Origin of the sequence: Parabacteroides sp. AF21-43 (assembly GCF_003635435.1) — a bacterium.
GTDB classification, from domain to species: Bacteria; Bacteroidota; Bacteroidia; order Bacteroidales; family Tannerellaceae; genus Parabacteroides; species Parabacteroides distasonis.
In genome coordinates this window covers 41,058-61,379 of record NZ_QTMG01000028.1, presented here as the reverse complement: position 1 = coordinate 61,379, position 20,322 = coordinate 41,058, and the positions used below count along the sequence as shown (strand labels likewise).

General features: G+C 45.8%; 16 protein-coding genes and 1 pseudogene. 4 read left to right on the top strand and 13 right to left on the bottom strand.

The window, feature by feature from the left end:
- Window positions 1–50: 50 nt before the first annotated feature.
- A complete protein-coding gene (locus DWX84_RS17085; RefSeq protein ID WP_121961055.1) occupies window positions 51–1,796 on the bottom strand; it encodes a class I mannose-6-phosphate isomerase in 1,746 nt (581 codons plus the stop codon).
- Window positions 1,797–1,828: 32 nt separating this feature from the next.
- Entirely contained in the window at window positions 1,829–3,130 is a 1,302-nt protein-coding gene (locus DWX84_RS17080; RefSeq protein WP_121961054.1) for a hypothetical protein, read from the bottom strand.
- Between the two features lie 102 nt (window positions 3,131–3,232).
- On the opposite strand from DWX84_RS17080, the gene DWX84_RS17075 reads away from it, so the two are divergent.
- Both DWX84_RS17075 and DWX84_RS17070 read left to right on the top strand, forming a co-directional pair.
- A complete protein-coding gene (locus DWX84_RS17075; protein ID WP_048927815.1) occupies window positions 3,233–4,123 on the top strand; it encodes an AraC family transcriptional regulator in 891 nt (296 codons plus the stop codon).
- Between the two features lie 87 nt (window positions 4,124–4,210).
- Window positions 4,211–5,557, top strand: coding sequence for a sodium/glutamate symporter (locus DWX84_RS17070; RefSeq protein WP_005858025.1), 1,347 nt, complete (start codon window positions 4,211–4,213; stop codon window positions 5,555–5,557).
- Here DWX84_RS17070 and DWX84_RS17065 read toward each other — a convergent pair.
- The 7 genes and pseudogenes from DWX84_RS17065 to DWX84_RS17040 all read right to left on the bottom strand — a co-directional run bounded on the left by DWX84_RS17065 (window position 5,544) and on the right by DWX84_RS17040 (window position 15,221).
- Complete coding sequence (locus DWX84_RS17065) at window positions 5,544–7,910, bottom strand: ABC transporter permease (protein WP_122297406.1); 2,367 nt, start codon at window positions 7,908–7,910, stop codon at window positions 5,544–5,546. The genes DWX84_RS17070 and DWX84_RS17065 overlap by 14 nt on opposite strands.
- A gap of 82 nt (window positions 7,911–7,992) precedes the next feature.
- Window positions 7,993–8,076 (bottom strand): annotated as a pseudogene (locus DWX84_RS21685) (ABC transporter ATP-binding protein); the annotation flags it as partial.
- A 199-nt stretch (window positions 8,077–8,275) separates the two neighbouring features.
- Complete coding sequence (locus tag DWX84_RS17060; RefSeq protein ID WP_008774279.1) at window positions 8,276–10,633, bottom strand: ABC transporter permease; 2,358 nt, start codon at window positions 10,631–10,633, stop codon at window positions 8,276–8,278.
- 25 nt (window positions 10,634–10,658) lie between these two features.
- Window positions 10,659–12,983: an FtsX-like permease family protein gene (locus DWX84_RS17055; protein WP_048927813.1), complete on the bottom strand. Its 2,325-nt coding sequence runs from the start codon at window positions 12,981–12,983 to the stop codon at window positions 10,659–10,661.
- Between the two features lie 95 nt (window positions 12,984–13,078).
- On the bottom strand, window positions 13,079–13,759 hold the full coding sequence (locus DWX84_RS17050) for an ABC transporter ATP-binding protein (RefSeq protein WP_005858035.1): 681 nt from the start codon (window positions 13,757–13,759) through the stop codon (window positions 13,079–13,081).
- Between the two features lie 103 nt (window positions 13,760–13,862).
- Window positions 13,863–14,114 carry an RNA polymerase sigma factor gene (locus DWX84_RS17045; RefSeq protein WP_005866389.1) on the bottom strand — a complete coding sequence of 84 codons (252 nt, stop codon included), beginning with the start codon at window positions 14,112–14,114 and terminating at the stop codon, window positions 13,863–13,865.
- 225 nt (window positions 14,115–14,339) lie between these two features.
- On the bottom strand, window positions 14,340–15,221 hold the full coding sequence (locus tag DWX84_RS17040) for a hydroxypyruvate isomerase family protein (protein WP_122377579.1): 882 nt from the start codon (window positions 15,219–15,221) through the stop codon (window positions 14,340–14,342).
- 114 nt (window positions 15,222–15,335) lie between these two features.
- On the opposite strand from DWX84_RS17040, the gene DWX84_RS17035 reads away from it, so the two are divergent.
- Together DWX84_RS17035 and DWX84_RS17030 are read left to right on the top strand one after the other, a co-directional pair.
- Complete coding sequence (locus DWX84_RS17035) at window positions 15,336–15,998, top strand: DUF2490 domain-containing protein (protein ID WP_008774273.1); 663 nt, start codon at window positions 15,336–15,338, stop codon at window positions 15,996–15,998.
- Between the two features lie 61 nt (window positions 15,999–16,059).
- Entirely contained in the window at window positions 16,060–16,740 is a 681-nt protein-coding gene (locus tag DWX84_RS17030) for a queuosine precursor transporter (RefSeq protein ID WP_005858047.1), read from the top strand.
- A gap of 25 nt (window positions 16,741–16,765) precedes the next feature.
- On the opposite strand, the gene DWX84_RS17025 is transcribed toward DWX84_RS17030, so the two are convergent.
- Genes DWX84_RS17025 through DWX84_RS17010 form a run of 4 tightly spaced genes read right to left on the bottom strand, consistent with a single transcriptional unit; the run spans window position 16,766 to window position 20,311 of the window.
- A complete protein-coding gene (locus DWX84_RS17025; RefSeq protein ID WP_048927812.1) occupies window positions 16,766–17,380 on the bottom strand; it encodes an HAD family phosphatase in 615 nt (204 codons plus the stop codon).
- Window position 17,381: 1 nt separating this feature from the next.
- Window positions 17,382–18,719: an ABC transporter substrate-binding protein gene (locus tag DWX84_RS17020; RefSeq protein ID WP_122377580.1), complete on the bottom strand. Its 1,338-nt coding sequence runs from the start codon at window positions 18,717–18,719 to the stop codon at window positions 17,382–17,384.
- Window positions 18,720–18,725: 6 nt separating this feature from the next.
- Window positions 18,726–19,514, bottom strand: a complete 789-nt coding sequence (locus tag DWX84_RS17015; RefSeq protein WP_005858053.1) for an ABC transporter permease — start codon at window positions 19,512–19,514, stop codon at window positions 18,726–18,728.
- On the bottom strand, window positions 19,514–20,311 hold the full coding sequence (locus DWX84_RS17010) for an ABC transporter permease (protein WP_005858055.1): 798 nt from the start codon (window positions 20,309–20,311) through the stop codon (window positions 19,514–19,516). The genes DWX84_RS17015 and DWX84_RS17010 overlap by 1 nt, the downstream gene beginning before the upstream one ends.
- Window positions 20,312–20,322 lie beyond the last annotated feature (11 nt).

The following is a 20,322-nucleotide window of genomic DNA, read 5'->3' as shown; positions in this document are numbered from 1 at the left end:
TACCGTGCCATCAAGGGTGGCACAGTTGTGCGATGCCTATGGCACGGTGATTATTGCCTAAATCGTACGTAAGCTTTTATAGTACCACAGTATTTACCTACGGACGATCCATACGGGCGGATCGTATATTCACCCACGCAAGCCGGAATGATAAAAGTCTCCGCGTAATGAACGATGAATGGTTCAAAAGCGTTTGTCGGACTCTCCACGATCAACTCATCTCCCTTGATTACATTCAGTACTTGCACCCCTCCATTCGTATTGTGAGGCACGATATCCGTGAACCAATGACGGCGGGTCTCGATGAACTCGTTCTCATGCAAGCCGGTCCGCTCCTCCCGCCAACCGTCTCCCTCGGCGATCATCTCCACTTGGTTGATCAAGTTATGACGGACAAACTCCGTTTGCCGCTCCCATTGGATCACTTTCGAGCCGTGGCCGATATTAATCGGTCGAGGCAGTCCGTCCAATCCCAAGCGGCCCCAGTCCCAAAGCTTAAAGGTAAAGATACTTGGGGTAGCGCTAATCTCCAGCACCATGGCACCGGCTCCCGAACAATGGACCGTTCCGGCGGGGATCAGATAATGATCATGGCGTTTGGCAGGCCATTTGTTGACATATTTCTCCGTATCGAAAGGCTTTCCGGTCTGTTGGGACTCGTTTAGGGCAGCGATCATCTCGTCCGGGTTGACACCGGTTTTCAATCCCAGATAAACGGTAGCGTCCTCCTCGGCATCCAGCAGGTAGTAGCTCTCGTCCTGCGTATAATAAATCCCGAACGTATCCCGGATATATTGGGTGACCGGATGCACTTGCAAACTTAGGTTTCCTCCTCCCATCGTATCCAAGAAGTCGAAACGGATCGGGAAATCTTGTCCGAAACGAGCCTCGACCGGCCCGCCCAGCAAGTCTCTCGTCTTATAGAATACCAAGTCATTGGAAGGGATCTCAAACAGCTCTCCGGCAACTTTCAGGTATAAACTATTTTCCTCGGGCACGCAATCAAAACACCAGCCGAAGTTATCTTGCTTTTTATCCAGATCACAGACCTCTTTCATCCATTGGCCGCCCCAAGGAGCCGGATCGAAGAAAGGTACTACCCGGAACGGAGTATGCGCCGTTTTCTCTAACCCTTCTTTCAAGGTCTCCCCGGAAATCATCTTAGGTGTTCCGACGATATGGGTATCCAACCAATAATCGACCTTGGGAAGGACTTTCTTCTTCAGATTATCGCAAACAATCCAATCAATAAAATATCCTCGCTTATAATGGTACGACGGGGCTTCCTCCCGGTTTTCCACACCTAGCCCGTTCACCTCTTTTCTACGGGAACGCATCTGGATCTCCCAACGAGCCATATCCGCGTAGATCAATTTGTCCGGAGCGGGAACGATCTCGGCGGCGGCGTGGCCATAAACGATTGTCCAGCCTTTTCCATCACGCAAGGACTCCCGGCAGGCGTTCACCTTCTCCTCATCCAAGAAATCCGTATAAGAGAAATGAGCCCGGCGGCCAAACAACCGGTCATCCGTCAGATAAGGATAGGTCATCGCCTCTATATCTTCTGCCGATTTAAATAAATCTCGCGTATTGATAAAACGATCGGGCGCGAGCGCTTGCAGTTCACGCATCAACTCCTCGTGATGAACCCCTTGGTAGCATTCCACCACCCAAACTTGTGATCCATTCGTTTCCGCATGTATCTCCGCCAATCGCTTCCGTATCGATTCCCAGCCTTTCCACAAGGTACCGTCTACAACGGTGGCCGGCATTTTATCATAATTACTTTTTCTCATCTCTTTTGATATTTAATATTGCACGCTTGTATTTAACTCTTATTTTTCTCTGCCCAATCCCTTAATAATTCAATCGCCTTAGATAACACTCCGGCCGATCCCTTGAAATTACCAGAGCCGCTGGGGACACCGCCTTTGCCATACCATTCGTAGAATCCGTCATTTTGGATCACACGCTCGATCATCGGATGAATCTCCGCATAAGCCTCCTCAACCATTCCATTAACGACAAGCTGCTGGATCATCCGACCGCCAAACCAAGTCCAATCCCCGCCATTCTGATACAGATAAGCCTTTGACATTCCTCCATGGAAAAAACCATCCGGATACACGGGATATAAGGTAAGACCAATACTCGGCATACCCGACAGGCGAACATTCTCAAGCATCTGGGCATTTACGGTACGTATCTCGTCTTTCGATAATAAGCCGGCCTCTATAGCGATAGCCGTCCCACCATGATAATGAATGGCAAGTTCATCAAAACCTTCCGGAATCGGAGATTTCTCCGGATAAATATGAGGAATGAACTTCTGGCGCTTCTCGTCCCATAAATGAGCCCGCACATTTCTCTCGATTCCCTCACGCAGACTTTTCCAACGGGAGGCTTGCGGAGAATCAGGAGCCATTTCCAACAAATAATCCAAGGCGATTATGAACATAGCGTTATCATATACATCGATAGCTGGATCCGACAAATCATTCATATCACATCCGAAATCGTCATTCGGCTGTACATCGCCCCAATCAGCGGTCATTGCTCCATAAAGCAATCCATATTTCTCATTATATCGTTCCCGCATCAGATAATCTACCATCGCGTTCATTCGCTCGAGAACGGTCTTCCCGGCAACTTTCTCATTCAATATCTCCCGATCACCCGTCTTACGAATGTATTTACCTACGATCTGAATCAAGGAAGACTCTTGGTCCGTCTCTACCGTATTCTTAAAAGCGACATGTTTCGGGGCGGCATTCGAATAATAAGGCGTATCATCATACCATGTAAAATCTCCTTTCAGCACATAACCATCGATCATCTCATCATTCGGCTGTTGAAGAGCGAAAAACAATAAGATAGCTTCCCGCAGTTCGTGTGGATCACTCTCCTCGCAAGCGATCTCTATAAACGTATTCATATCACGAGCCCATATCTGGGAATAACCGCTGCCCGCGTTAAAACCATTGCGGATGGTAGCACGAGCCATACTATCGACCTTCAACAAATTCGTATCAGACAATATCTGATTGGCCAATCGCTGTCTATCGGTTAATCCCGTACAAGACAAAAAAGATACAAATACAAAAGAAGTTACAACTAGAATTTTATTCATGGCATTATGTTATGATTTATGTCGGCAAAATTATTTCAATAATCCAGAAAGGAATGCTACATTTGTTCCGATTTACTTGTACAATCTTATGATTTATAGATCATGGTCAAGATAAAAGAAGGATTTAAGGGAGAACGGCTCGTTTCTTTACCCGAGGAACTATTGGCAAGCTACCGGAGGGAACCGCTCATCAATAATTTATATGTACGCAAGATCGGTTTCTTCCCACGTGTTAAATATCATTTTCTCCAAAAAGAACATGGCTGTGACTACGCCATGCTTATTTATTGTACGGAGGGAAAAGGGTGGTATCGTATCCTCGGTAAACAATATACCGTAGAGAAATACCAATATATCATCATCCCTCCCGGTATCCCCTACTCGTTCGGGGCAGACGAGGGAGATCCATGGACTATTTACTGGTTACACTTCCAAGGCAAGCTGCGCGATCAATTCCTGCCGTCGCATCCGGTTCCGGTCACTATTTTGCCGAATGAATATTCCCGTTTACAAGATCGGTTACGGCTGTTTGAGGAGATATATAGCAGTTTCTCCATGGGATATATTAAAGAATATATGATTTATTCCTCCATGTGCCTTTACAATTTTCTGGCCTCTTTCATCTATCTGGAGCAATTCCGCCATATCATGATTCCCTCGCAAAAAGAATATCCGTTCACGGCACGGGTTATTCATTATATGCGTGAGAACATCCAGCAGAATCTTACCTTGAAGGAATTAGCGTCTTATTTCAAATATTCCCCTTCTCACTTCTCGGCTCTCTTCTTTGGCGAGACCGGGGTCTCGCCCATGAATTACTTCATACGCTTGAAAATACAGAAGGCTTGTGAATATATCGAGCTAACGAATATGAAGTTGAATGAGATCGCCACGCATCTGGGATTCGAGGATGCCGCCTACTTCTCGCGTACGTTTACGAAAGTTATGGGTTGCTCTCCTTCCGTTTATCGTAAAAAGGAGATGGAGATATAGAATTCGTTTGGATTTCTAGTATTTCTCATGAGAATAAAATATATTTGTACAATAGATATTTAAACGAACATAAAGTAAGTAGTTACTATGATAGACCTAACACAGTTCACCCCTTGGACTCTCTTTACGGATCTTGGATTCATTTCGATACTTCTATTGGTTGGCAAATTCATACGAGTCAAGGTAAAACTGATACAACAATTATTCATCCCACCCAGCTTGATCGCGGGCTTGCTAGGACTGGCGTTCGGACCTAATGGACTGGGGTGGATTCCGCTTTCCAATGATTTAGGTACTTATGCGGCGATCCTTATCGCCTTGGTGTTCGGCGCGTTGCCTTTATCTTCCCCGAACGTCTCCATGAAAGAAGTAGCGAAACGAGTCGGGCCGATGTGGGCGTACGCTCAGGTGGGTATGTTATTGCAATGGGCATTAGTAGGCTTGTTCGGATTGTACGTGATCAAGCTGATCTGGCCGGACCTGAATGACGCTTTCGGCATTATGCTGCCGACAGGCTTTTATGGCGGACACGGCACAGCCGCCGCTATCGGGTCCGCGTTCGAGGGATTGGGCTGGGACGAGGCTCGCAGTTTAGGCATGACAACCGCTACCGTGGGGGTTATTTGCTCGATCATCGGAGGTTTACTGATGGTCAAATGGGCGGCCAAGCATAAACAAACCGCTTTTATCTCGGATTTCGACGATCTACCGGACGAGCTGAGAAGTGGGTTGCTGCCAGAGGATAAGCGGGATTCCATCGGAGAAGCTACGACTTCCTCCATATCCATCGATACGCTGACTTTCCATGTGGCCTTGGTATTTGTCGTGGCTTTTTTGGGATATATGGTTAGCCAAACCGTAAAGGTGTATTATCCGGTATTGGAGTTACCTGTTTTCAGTTGTGCCTTTATCATTGGATTAGTATTAAAGAAATTCTTCGACGCGACAACCATATCCAGATATATCTGCCCGCAGACGACCCAGAGGCTGAGCAGTTCCTTCACGGATATGTTGGTAGCTTGCGGTGTAGCGTCTATCAAGCTAGGGGTGATCGTAAAATATGCCTTGCCGCTTATCGTACTCATCATAGCGGGCGTGGCGATCGTCTGGTGCATAACATTCTTCTTAGGAAGAAGATTAGCCAAGACCTTTTGGTTCGAGCGCATGATTTTCGCTTGGGGATGGTGGACCGGCACGATGGCCATGGGCATCGCCTTGCTGCGGATCGTCGATCCGAAACTTTCCAGCAAAGCGATGGATGATTACGCGATGGCTTACCTGCCTATCGCTCCCATAGAGATCTTATTGATCACCTTCGTCCCCATCCTTTTCGTCAACGGATTGGGAGTTTGGTTGCTATTAGCCTGCTTGGTCCTTTCCCTACTGATCTTGCTACTGGCGTGGAAGATGGGATGGTGGATTACTCGCTCTTGATACTATTTACCGGGTTCTCGTTCGCCGCTTTCCAGTTCTGGAAGCTTACGGTCAATAATGTGATTACGGTTACGATCAATAAGGCGATTAAGAATACCCACCAATGAAGCGGAGTCTTATAAGCGAAGCCCTCGAGCCACATCTTCACGCCCTGCCAAGCGACCGGCGCCGCTATCACGAAGCAAATACCTACAATCCTCAGATAGGCCTTATTAAACATCAGCAGGATCTCCCCTACCGTAGCTCCATGTACCTTGCGGATACCTATTTCCTTACGGCGGTATTGAGTCTCGAACACCACTAAGCCAAATACCCCGACCAAAGAGATAATAATCGCCAGTAAACTAAAGACCGTAACCAGATCGCGCAGGTTCTCCTCTTTCCGGTAAAGATGATTAAAGATCTCATCATAGAACTCGATATTGAACGGATAGGAAGGGTCTAATTCTCTCATCGTCTCCTGGATGTGACCTACTACGGCATGAATGTCCGATCCGGCTTTCAAGCGGATATAAGAGATTGGCAAAGAATAACCAAAGTTTCCGACCAAGAAAGCGATATTATCCTCTCCACCACGAAGCGAGGTGAATTTCACATCGTCGGAGAAACCGATAAGATGACCGGAAGAATAGCTATCGAACGCGTCACCCACTTGCATATCCAACCCCTCCATCGCCGTACGATTGAATATATAAGACACATGATCCGAAAGTTCGTCCGCCTTTGAGAAATCTCTCCCTTCTATAACCGGAATCCCCATCACCCGCAAGAAATTGGAAGATGCTATAATTATGAAATACTGAAAGTCCTTACCCTTATAATTACCGCCATTCGTGTTATACCCGTCCTTAGAGCCCACTTTCTCCATAGCGAAAGCCACATCCTCGATCCCCGGATTCTCTTTCAAGCGATTCACATATGTATCGTGATGCTTATTGTACATTGTCTCATTCAGCTCCACGATAGCTACCTGATCCTTATCGAATCCTAAAGAGAAATTCCTCATATAACTATTCTGGATTTGCACAAAGCAAGCCCCGATAATCAACACGATCGAAACAACGAACTGGACACAAATCAATGTCGTACGTAACTTACGCCCGGAAGGAGATAACCCGAAGCTGCCCTTCAGCACCAAGGCCGGAGGAAAAGAAGTTATATAATAAGCAGGATAAATGCCCGCCAGCCAACCGATAACCAACGCTACGATGCCACACAAGAAAACGATCGGAAGATTTGAGACCAAACTCAAATCGGCCTCGATAAAAGGTAGCGCTTCCGCCCAATCCAATCCCCAAACGATAACGAGACTTACCAGCCATGCTATAAAACTAATAAGGGCTGCCTCTATCAATAAAGATCTGCGCAACAAAGTATCCGAGCTACCCAATACCTTCTGCGTATTGATGCTTTTGATTCGCAACGGAGTCAGAGAAGTGCTAAAGTTCGTGAAGTTAATAGCCGCGACAATGACGATCAGAAGGGCTATACCGAACAATAAGGCCGTGACTTCCTTGTTTCCGCTCCGGAATGTACCACCGTCTTGCGTCTCATTCATATAATAAATATCAGTCAGCGGGACGAGCCGGATCTGTTCTCCCTCATGGTAAATCTTCTTGAAATCAAAATGACGGTTGAAATTATCGGCAACCTCATCTGCCATGGCAGGATTATCAAGCAATAAATAACAAACCCAGTTACTTGAGCTAAAATTATTGATATTATAATCCGGATCGATCGCCGTATAGACCACGTTCCGAAGCTGCGTGTTCTCCGGGAAATCCTTATAAACCGCGCCAATCGTAAAGAGTTTAGCCGATTTAGTCCAGATATTTTCTTCCGCTCGCAACGTCTTACCAACCGCGGAGATGTCTTCCCCAAACAACTTGTCAGCCAAGCTTCGGGGTACCATTACTTTCTCGGGATCTTTCAAGCAATCGATATCGCCTTCCACGATCGGGAACGCGAATATCTTCGGTAAACTAGCGTGGCAGGTTGTCACGATTTCCTTAAACCCAAACGGTTGCCCGTTTCTATCCACCGAGAGATAAACACCATTCTGGCCAAAAGAAGGAGTCAACAATGTACCCGCCTCTATATGCGGGGAAGATTGGATGACAGCCTCCACAAAGGCACGGGGTAATATTGTCCCGAAAGTACCCGGAATGGTCAAGTCCACCCTAAAAATCCGCCCGGACGTAGGATGGCAACGGTCAAAAGTCCGCTCAAAATTAATCTGTATCAAAATCACGATAAAAGCGGCGAAAGCAACCGCTAATCCCGCTACATTCAAAAAGGTAGCTACCTTGAAACGTATTAATACATTGATGAAATTGCGTATGATTGTTTTCATAACTTGCTCTATTTTATTGATACTAAAATCGACCCAAAAAGAGTATTCCTTAAATAAGATGGCTGATATTCATTCGTTTCAAGATATTCAAAGAAACCTTGTTCAACGCAATTGTCTCAACCTCTTCCGTACGGAAAAACTTACTTAAACCTTTGATCTTAATCATGGCTGTATTTGTTTTAATTTATTATACTCAAATCCATCTAATAATATTCAAATAACGTGCCAAACTACATATCAAACTAATATTCAATAAATTAATTCTCAATTCATAAAACAGAAGTGTCCAATAATTGGACACCATTGTACAATTATTGGACACATACTTTTCTATGAAAACAGCAATATGATTCTACAAAAATCTTCTACTCATTCTTAATACTATGTACTGGATTCTCATTCGCCGCATGCCAGTTTTGGAAAGTGACAGTCAATATTGTGATAACCGCTATGATAGCAAAAGCGATCAAATACACCCACCAATACATCGGTGTCTTATAAGCGAAATTCTCCAACCAGCGGCTCACCGCATAACCCGCAACCGGAGCGCCCAATACGAAACAAACACATAAAATACGTATATACGTCTTGTTGAACATCACGATAATCTCGCCCGTGGTAGAACCCAGCACCTTACGAACACCAATTTCTTTCTTCCGATACTCGCTATCGAATACTACCAAACCAAAGACTCCTACGATAGAGATGAAAATAGCGCATAGCCCGAACAAGGTAATCAAGGAACTCAGATTCCCCTCTTTCTTATACAAATCATTCAACACCTGATTGAAAAAACGGATATTGAAGGGATACTCCGGATCGAATGTTCGCACGGCCGATCGCACATGATCCATGGCTGCCCGCAAGTCTGATCCCGCCTTTACCTTGATATATGCCCAGTTAGGACGACTCCCCCAATTACGTGTTCCCCATACGAAAAACGCCATGGGCGCTATCTCCGTACGGAAAGAGGCGAATTTCACGTCCGGTATGAAACCGACGATTTTTGTGCTGTCAATCATCGCATCTACCTCCATTTCATAGGCGGCACGCGCACGCTCATTAAAAATATAAGCCCCATAAGGATTATTAGCGTCTTCCTCCCGAAAGTCGCGGCCTTCATTTACTTGTATCCCTAACACCTTTAGGAAAGAAGGATCTACCGGCAGGCATTGAAAACTGATCTCTCTGCCTTGATACTCACGTCCCCACCCCATGTACTGGTCACTGCTGGAGAGAAGAGGCTCGGCGAACGTCACGTCATCGATGCCCGAGAAAGATTTCACCTGGCTCACGAAAGCCTCATGGCTTTTCCAGAGTTTAGAGTTCAGATCGGTAACGATAATCTCATCCTTATCATAGCCTAACGGGGCGTGCTGCATATAATAATTCTGCAAATACATGAATACCGCCCCAATAATCAACCCAAATGAAGCCACATACTGCACGCCAATCAAGACATTACGCATCTGGCGGCCTTTTGGTGACAGACCGAAACTTCCTTTCAATACCAAGGCCGGAGAAAAAGATGTCATATAATAAGCGGGATACAACCCGGCGCACAAACCGGTAGCAATCGCGATCAATGCCGTAGCCCCCAACAACAACGGATAATCCATCAAGGCAATCCGAGCGTCGATAAGCGCGGATAAGGTTGTGCTGGAAAACAAAGAGACCCAAAGCAACGCCAACAGGAAAGAGATAACACTGATAACGATAGCCTCCAAAATCAGAGACATACGGATCACCGAGACCTCGCCACCCAATACTTTTTGCGTATTTATGCTCTTGATACGCATGGGCGTAAGCGCCGTACTGAAGTTCGTGAAATTAATACCGGCAATCACTACGATCACGATGGCGATCGCAAATAAGACAAGCATAGTAGATTTACTTGCCTTCGGAGCATTATCGTAAGTGACCCCGGAGTCGAAATGCACCTCCGTCAGAGGGTTCAGAACCAAAGACATTCCACCTCCTTCCCAAGAGAAATCTTTCGATAAGGTAGATACATCGAAATGCGCTTTGAAATTCTCGAACAAGCCGGAAGCGTTCGCTGGATCATCCAAACGGACGTAGAACATATAATTCCAATTGCCAAAGTTCTGGAAATTCTCTTTCGGATTTAATTGGTAATAGATACTATTCCCCACAGATGAGTTATCCGGGAAATCCCGATACACTCCTCCAATGGTGAAAACACCTTTCGAATTAACCATATGCAACTGCTTACCCACCGCGGATTGATTGCCGAAAAGCTTGTTCGATAGACTTAGCGGAAGTAATACCATATTGGGTTCTTTCAATTTATCGGCGCTGCCGTCCAACATATCAAACGTAAATATATCCGCATACTCAGGAAATACACGCATCCATCGCTCCTTGAAATTATTCCGAACACCGTTCTCCTCCGTATAAAAGAAAGCGCCCTCTCCCCAAGGATCCAATAACGAACCGGCCAGAATATGCGGTGATGATCGGATAAAAGCTTCCGCTAACGGACGGTTTATAATAGCCTGTTTCGTACCACTTTCATAAGCCACCTCTACCCGGAATATCCGATCCACATCCTTTATGCCTCGGTCAAAATTCCGGTCATAGTCCACTTGCATCATAATCAAGATGAAAGCAGAAAAAGCCACAGATAGTCCTAATACATTTAAAAGTGTCGCCATCTTGAAACGGCACAATACACTCAAGAGATTCCTCAAAATAGTTTTCATACGTAATTTTATATTACCTGTTATATTATTCGTTCTTAATGCTACGGACCGGATTCTCATTGGCGATATTCCAAGATTTCAGGATCACGCATCCCCAAATGATCGCTAGAACCAGTAGAGCCGTAGATATGAAAATAAAAACAGTCAGCGGTATCTTATCCGCGAATTGCCTCAACCAGCTCTCTCCCACGACTCGTGAGGCTATCACTCCTAAAAGGATAGCCGGGAAAGCCGTGATCAAAACATCCTTAGATAAAAGACGTAAAATATTCGGGGCCGTCGCTCCATTCACCTTGCGAATCGCTATCTCCTTGCTCCTACGGTGCATCTCGTCCGTAATATATCCGAATAATCCCATTAAGGTGATCAGCAAGATAGCGATCGAGGCAACAAAGACGCCGTCACGGAAATGACGGGTTCCCTCATACTGAGACTCTATGATCGTTTTCAGCACCGTAAAACCGACATCCTCATTCGGAAATAGTTCCGCGATCTTATCATTCATTTCCCGTAAATATTCCGGAGTTAGCTCGGAGACACGAACCGTAAAGTTACAATAACTCATCCGGTCACTACCAAACATGATGACCGGTAACTGGGGAGTGAAGAAGGAATTCACCATGAAATCACGGGTTACACCCACTATTTTTCCTTTTAAATTACCCTCATCATCATAAATATATTTACCGATCGCAGCATCCGTCCACCCACGTTTACTCACGAATGACTCATTCACTAAAATATCCCCGTCACCTTTTAGTGGTTGCCCCTCAAGCAAGGGGATTTTCATCAGAGAGAGATAATCGGCATCATAGTTTACCTGTCGGGCCGTGAACAGCCAGTTTTTCTCATTATCCAGAATAGGGAAACCACCATAACCACTTAGAATGTCCATTGACGAAAGCCCCGTAGCCGTGACATAAGGTAACTTCTTGAACTCGGCGGTAAGTTTGGCCGTTTCCGGATCATCCATATTATTCAAGGGGGCATACACTATATTTTCCGGATCATATCCTAAATCATTATTCATTAGCCGATCATATTGCAATAACACGATCACCAATAATGTAATGACAAACGCAATTCCCCCAAACTGGATAAAGAGCAAACTCCGCTTCCATCCCTGCTTACCCGAAGTAGATACCCGGAATACTTGGGTAACCGGGATAACGCTGAACAAACGGGCCGGTAGCAAGGCGGACAAAATGAATATAGCCAAGATCATGATCGCAGGAAGCCATATAGTCTGCGCATTCAATAAAGTGCCCAAAGTAGGAACAGCCGCCATATCCGCTACATATTCCCGGAAAGCGAATAAAAGCAATGCCATACATACAAGAGCCACAACAAATAAAGCCGCCGTCTCAAACAAGAACATATTGAAAATGTCCTTGCTGGAAGCTCCATTACATTTATGTACTCCTACGGATCTCGCCCGGATCGGCAGAGAAGATACCGAGTTCAAGATATAATTCATCGCCGCCACGAATAACAAAGCGAAAGCCAGTACGCTCATGATCACCACCATCCGCTTCACCTCGGTACTTTGCGTATATATCTCCGAGACCGGCTTGATATAAAGCTCCATATCAAAACCTTGTTTCCTCTCTCTTTCTACATCTATATATTTAGGCAATAAAGCCGGTATTTTCTGATTGATTTGTTCCGGGAACACACCCGGTTTCAGGCGGATATAGCCCAGATAACTATCGTCGGCACCCCAACCGGCATAGGCACCGAACTGGGTTTTCATATTAATGAAAGAAGCGACAGCGTCAAAACGTAAATGACTATTTTCCGGTATGTCACGGAATATCCCGGCCACCGTATAAGGATAGTTTTTTCCGTACAGCAGTTGTTTCCCGATCGGATCTTCCTTGCCAAATATACGTTCAGCCATTTTTTCCGATAAGAAAACTTGATCTTCGATTCCCAACAAACGGTCATCCCCTCTTAGCACCTTGATTCCCATCGTACGGAAAAAGAGGGAATCCGCCATCATCAAACGGGGCTTGAACCGATCCTCACCATGATACAATACGGCTCCGTATCTTCTCCGGCAAACCGTCGCATACTGTATCTCGGGGAACTCTTGCCGCAAAGCCTCCGGGATCGGGGCAAATAGGATACGAGACCCATCTTCCTCTCCCGTTTTATCATCATTGTATCGCACATGCACGCTATACAAATCTTCCACTTGGTCAAAGAATGTATCGAAGCTCAATTCAAAAGCGACCCTAGCGAACAGGATCAATCCCACTCCAAGTCCTAGTGTCAAGGACAGAACCTTGATCACATTTCCCCCTCGGCCTCGAAGTAAATAACGGATTGTATAATATAGCTGTCTCATCGATTTGTATTTAAGTTAAATTGAAAGCTAACCGACCTTCACAGGCCAATTAGCTTATAAAAAACTCTTGTGTGTATGTGTTTATGTCATGTTGACTAAATAAATTCACTAACGGAAGAAACAACGCTACCGTCGAATAAATTGATCACACGGTGAGCGAAACCCGCGTCGTGCTTGGAGTGCGTCACCATTACGATCGTCGTTCCCTCCTTATTCAGCTCGGTGAGCAGCTGCATAACCTCGGCACCGTTCTTGGAATCCAAGTTACCCGTTGGCTCATCGGCCAAGATTATCTTCGGGTTGGAAACTACCGCACGGGCGATCGCCACACGCTGTTGCTGACCTCCGGAGAGTTGCTGAGGGAAGTGAGCCGCACGGTGGCTGATATTCATCCGCTTCAAGATATCCGTTACCATCTGCTTACGCTCCGACGCCTTGATCTTTAGATAAGTCAACGGCAGCTCCACGTTCTCAAAAACGTTCAACTCGTCTATCAAGTTGAAGCTCTGGAACACGAAACCGATGTTTCCCTTACGGACCTGCGTACGCTCTTTCTCTTTCAAATGTCCTACCTCTTGGTCGCCCAAGTAATAATTTCCCTCGGAAGGGTTATCCAGCAAACCCAGAATATTCAACAACGTAGACTTACCGCAACCGGAAGGTCCCATGACAGCGACGAACTCGCCATCTTTTACCTCCAAAGAAACCTTATTCAACGCAATTGTCTCAACCTCTTCCGTACGGAAAAACTTACTTAAACCTTCGATCTTAATCATGACTATATTTGTTTTAATTGTTATCTAACTATTTAATTTACCATATCTAATTCAAATAGTGTGCCAAACTAACTAAATATTTAATTCTCAAACAAGTAGTATTTTACTTTCCAAAACAGACTGTCCAATTATTTGACAGTGGTGTACAAAATTTAGACACTACTATCCAATATCTCGACATAAAAAAATAGTCTAAATTATAATAGTCTAACTCGCCACGCATATACCATAGTTTCAAAAAGACTTCCTGCATGATATCCTCGGCATCCTCCGGGTTATCAAGCAGCCTTCTCGCGTAAAGGAATAGTTTCTCCCGCAAAGGCAATATCTCTTTTTTAAACTGTTCTTGTTCCATTCTATCTTAATGACAATCGAGAAAAGAAAACGTAACATGGCTGGAGAAAATAAATTCAAGGTCTTTGTCATTCTAGTATTATAGTCGTGCCACCCTTATGGCACGATAATGCCACGGCGATGGCACGATGATGCCATAGCGATGGCACAACGATGCCACGCTGGTGGCACAGCCGTGCCACTATAACGGCACTGGCTTGGCACTGTAAGTTATTACTAAATAGCCCTATACATCACAGATACGGATACACTTCTCCAAGGAAGCGATCTTGTCTTCTTGGGCGGGGACGAACTCCTGCCCAACGAAGCCTTTATAGCCTGTCTCCATAAGAGCCTTGATGATAGCCGGATAATAAAGTTCCTGCGTCTCGTCGATTTCCGCGCGCCCCGGGCTACCTCCGGTATGGACATGGGAGAAGTATTGATTATATTTCCGGATATTCTCGATGATATTCCCCTCCATGATCTGTATATGATAAATATCGTATAGTAACTTAAAATTAGGGGAACCGATACGGCGACAAAGCTCCGCCCCCCAAACCGTATGATCGCACAGATAATCCTTATGGCCGACACTGTTCAAAAGCTCCATGGTCAAGACGACCTTGTGTTTCTCCGCTAACGGGATAAGGCGCTTCAACCCCTTCTCGCAGTTCTCCCAGCCTTGCAAGTCCGTTACGCCATTACGTCTGCCGGAGAAGCAAATCAAGTTTGTCAATCCAGCGTCCGCCACCATCGGGATCACCTTCTCATAACTGGCGACCAACTCGTCATGCAAGGCCGGATCATTGAAACCTCGATCTATTCCAAGCCCGGCCCCTTGCGCCATCGCCACCGTCAGGCCATGTTTTTGTACGATCGGCCAATCTACCGGGTCCAGCAACTCAACGGATTCAATCCCTATATGCTTGCAGATCTCACAGAACTCGTCCAGCTTATAATCGCCGAAACACCATTTACTTACGGAATGGCGGACATTTCCTTTCAAGGGTTCCTTCACGTCTGTTTTCTTTTTCGCGGCGGCTGCCGCCTCGATACCTGTAGTCGCCAAAGCCACGCCTCCAGCTAAAAATGTCTTGATAGCCGTTCTTCTTGATATGTTTTCCATGTATTCGAATTTGATAGTTAATAGGAGACAAATATAAGAAAAATCGGATATAATATCCTGAGGCGTTGGTATTACATCCAAAAACACTACTTTTGCATACGGAAGTCACTCTACATGAAAAACACATCATATACAAAACGATCTATTTATCTGATCCTATTCTTTATAATAGGATGCACTTCATCCCTATACGGAATGGAAGGCGCAGGTGTGTATTTCAAGGCGAGCCTATGCGGAAAAATCTATAAGCATTTATCCTTTCTTGTAGAAGAGGACATCCGTCCGAGAGATGACTTTAAGGAAGCGGAATGGTTCCTCACCACCGTTGAGGTAAACTACAAGTTTAATAAATATCTTCTGGCAGGAAGCGGATATATGTCTCTAGCACGATACAAGGCATCCGACGAGTTGCGAAACCGATATTATCTCTACGCTACGGGGACTTATTCGGCCGGACGTTTTACCCTCTCTGTCCGGGAACGTTTTCAAAGTACCTATAAGGTTCACGCCGAACATCCCAAGAATTATCTGCGTTCGATGCTGACCCTCTCCTATAAGATCGGCAAGAGTGGTTTCTGTCCTTTTGCCTACACCGAGGTCTTCAATGATACGCGAAATAAGATGCGGTCCGATAAGATCCGTTTCTCCACAGGAAGTAATTACCAACTAAACCCGAACAATAACCTCCAACTCTATTATCGCTACCATATATTTAATGTAGACGATCCCGTGAATTACCGCCATGCGATCGGTATCTGCTATACCCATCGTTTTTAATGAGAATTTTCGTACCTTTGCGCCCCGAGTGCTTGATAAACCTCGTTAAAAACAAGAAGACATGCAAAAAACAGTTACAGTACCTTTCATGCTGCTAGGTATACTTTTTAATATATGCCTTGTAGCGTCCAATCTTTTAGAGACAAAAGTAGTGCAAGTAGGCGGTATAACGGCTACCGCAGGTTTGATCGTATTCCCGATCTCGTATATCATCAATGATTGTATAGCGGAAGTGTGGGGATTCAAGAAGGCACGGCTAATTATCTGGAGTGGCTTCGCCTCTAATTTCCTAGTGATCGCTTTCGCGCAATTGGCGGTATTATTACCGGCCGCCCCTTTCTGGGAGGGGGAGGAAGGTTTCAATTTCGTCTTCGGGATGGCCCCACGTATAGCGGTCGCCAGCTTGATAGCGTTTTTGGCCGGTTCTTTCCTGAACGCCTATGTGATGAGCAAAATGAAAATCGCCTCCAACGGAAAGAATTTCTCGTTACGAGCGATCGTATCTACCCTTATCGGTGAGAGTGCCGATTCCCTGATCTTTTTCCCGATCGCCTTCGCCGGATTGATCCCGGCCGGAGAATTGCTTATCATGATCGGGACGCAGGCGGTACTTAAATCCTTGTACGAGGTTATCATCCTTCCCGTCACCATCCGTGTCGTAAAGTACATCAAGAAAGTAGACGGGAATGATGTGTATGATCTTGGTACCTCGTATAATATCCTAAAGGTTAAAGACATTTAGGCCGGGACCAAACAATGACCGGCCTTCATTTGAATAGATGCGACCAATCCTCCCTTTGCTGCGGCATATAGGACTTCATTCCCAATAATTCAGCCGCCCGGCAATTCACGGAAGCGTCATCAATCAGCATAGTCTCCTCGGCTAAAAGATTCGAGTCCTTCAGTACGTACTCAAAAATATCCGCGTTCGGCTTCAGCATATGCAATTCGTAAGAGAGGTAAATCTTATGGAAGAAATCTTGGGCACAAAGACCTTGATAAGAGAAATAGGTATCTTCGGACCATTTCCAATGAAGCTCGTTCGTATTGCTCAGAAGCATCGTATTATAGCGTTCACGAAGCTCCAATAGCAGACGCAACTTATTTTCCGGGACGTCTCCCAACATGGCGATCCATGCCGTGTCGATTTGTTCGTCCGTCAGGGGCTTTCCCGATAAGGCACGAATATCATCGCGAAACTGTTCCACCGAAATCGTTCCCAACTCTAATCGCTCAAACAAGTCCTTATGTTGATAGTTATTCGTGATCTGTTCCCGGATATTCTCCATGCCCAGATTCTCGAAAGCCTCGATACAACGGTTGCGAGTCAAGTTAATAAGCACACCGCCCAAGTCTATAATCAAGTTCTTTATGCCTTCCATATCATTTCTTTTTATACCAGCTACGACGTCTGCGATGTCGTCTTTTCTGTTGATAACGATTGATCCGCTTGTAAACGACCCAGACAAACAACAAGCCGAAAACAGCGAATATCAATATAACAATCCAAGAGTTAAGATTGTCACCTTTTACCCGGCTCCACATTTCCAGAACCACCTCCGTCTCGTTCCCGAAATCACGGATCATGGCACAACGTTCCACGATCTTCCGGTCCGGATATTGAGCCGGGTCTATCTGGATACGCTCCGCTCCCGGTCCGAAGAAATAACTTACGTCCGAGAACTCGGTCAGCGTCGTATCGATCTTTTCCGCCAATATTTCCGGGGTAGCCACGGTGCTGACATATCCGGTCACTTCCATATTACGGCTGACGATGTCCGGACGGCATAGATAGTTCATAAAATAACTGGCGGCCTTCACGTTGCGAGCGTATTTAGGGATCGCCCAACCATCGTACCAGATATTACTACCCTCCAAAGGAACCTCATACCCCAGATCTACGCCTACGGCACTCGCCTCTTCCATGGCCCAGACCGCGTCGCCGCTCCAAGTGAAATTCAGCCACGCCTTTCCTTTCGTCATCATCTCCTTACCGAAATCGGCCTCCCAACCGGCGATATTCGGTTTCATTTTCTTTAAGTATTCCTCGGCGATAGCGATCATTTCCGGGGGGCTATCGTTCATCAATTGCTCCACCGTGATCGTACCATTCGCCAATTCCCTCGCATGGGCGTATATGATAGCGGTTCCATAAGCGTCACGATAACTATCCTTCATCAAGATCTTATTCCTGAAACGAGGGTCCCAAAGGCATTTCCACGACATTACCTCGTCCCTCGAGACATCGGCTTTATTATACAACAGGCCGGCGGTTCCCCACATATAAGGAACCACGTAGTCGGTAGTCTTACGGCCCGGCTGACTTAACTTATTCAGTTCCTTTTGGATATAGGGGGAGACATTGTCGATATAATCCGGTGTCTTCCCGAAATTACGGTCGATCGGTAGCAAGAGATTTTTCCGCAGCATGCGCTCAAGGATATACTCCGAAGGGCAAATCAAGTCAAAATCCTCATGTCCCCGCTCGATCTTGGTCAACATGATCTCGTTGATATCAAAGACCTGATAGATAATCCGGACTTCCTCACCCGTCTGTTCCTTATACCATTTCGGGAAATCCGTCAGGACGTCCTCGTCGATATAATCTCCCCAGTTATAAATCTTCAAGATCTTGCTTCTCTCCTCGTCCGAGCGCCCGCAAGAAGTGAACAGCCCCATAAGCAGGGCCAAAACAGACAGAATCGATATAAATTTCTTCATTTTCATTTACGCTCGCTTCGCTTTCTCAGCACGTTTATTTATAACAATCAACAATACTAACACGGTTACGAATATAATCGTTGAGAGGGGACGCAACTCCGGGGTCAAACCTCCTTTCCGGGCATCCGCGTAGATAAAGGTGGAAAGGGTTTCCAAGCCCTCATTACCAATCGTAAATATGGTCACGGCGAAATCGTCGATAGACAGCGTGAAGGCAAGGATAAAGCCACTGATCATACCCGGACGGATTTCCGGGAAGATCACCTTCCGCAAGGCCTGAAACGGAGTCGCCCCCAAATCCAACGCCGCCTCGTAGATATTCTGGTTCATTTGTTTCAAGCGAGGCATGACGCTTAATACCACATACGGCGTACAGAACGTGATATGCGCCAGCACGACCGTCGTCAAACCTTGAGAGATCCCTAAGCTGACAAACAACAGGAACAAGGAAATACCGGTAATGATATCCGGATTCAACATCGGGATGTTATTGACAAAACTCACGGCATTACGGGCCCTTGCCTTCAAATTAAAGATCCCGATAGCGGCTACGCTCCCCAACAAGGTAGATACCGTAGCGGCTATCATGGCGATAGCGAACGTATTCCAAAGGGCGCTGACCAACGAATGTTGTACGTTGCCGGCAAAAAGAGAGCTATATAATTTCGTGGAGAACCCGGTCCAGTTACCCAGTACTTTCGCCTCCGTAAACGAGAAGATCATGATAATCAAGATTGGCGAGTAGAGCAATAATAACAAAGCCCATAGATATCCCTTAGCTAAATATTTCACCATCAGATAAGCCCTCCCTCATTCGCCGAATCACTGCTCTCATTGCTGAACAATCCCGTGATTCCGATTAATAACAACATGATAAGAGAAAGCGCCGCCCCGTAGTTCCACATACCGTTATTGATATTCTCCTGTATGGTCGTACCGAAGAGCTTGATATTGTTCATCGTCAACAACTCGGCGATGGCAAACGTAGAGATGGTCGGCATAAACACCATCATGATACCGCTCATCACTCCCGGCATCGATAGTGGGAATACGGCCTTGATAAATACCTGCGACGGATTCGCCCCCAAGTCTTGCGCCGCCTCTATCAAGCTGTGATCCATTTTCTGGAGCGTATTATAAATCGGGTAGATCATAAAGGGCAGGAAGTTGTACACCATACCAAAGATCAAGGCCCCCTCTCCCAGCGGGAAATTCAAGAAATCGAACAAAGCCACGGTAGCCAACGTACGGATCAAGATATTGACCCACATCGGAAGGATAAACAAAACGACCATCGTACGGGAAGTATTAAACCGGGCTTGGCTCAATATCCAAGCGGCCGGATATCCCAGCAGCAGACAAAGAATGGTCGTTATCAAAGCGATCCCGACTGAATACACGAAGGTGTTTATCGCCTCGGGATGGATCATAAACTTACGGAAATTGGCGAAGGTAAACATCCCCTCGTCATTCGTAAAGGCGTAATACACGATCAGGAGGAGCGGTATCACGACAAAGATGGCCAAGAACAGGACATAAGGAATGGTCCAGTTCCTTCGTCTCATAAAAAATGCAGAAAACGTATTGATCACTTCCTTCCCTT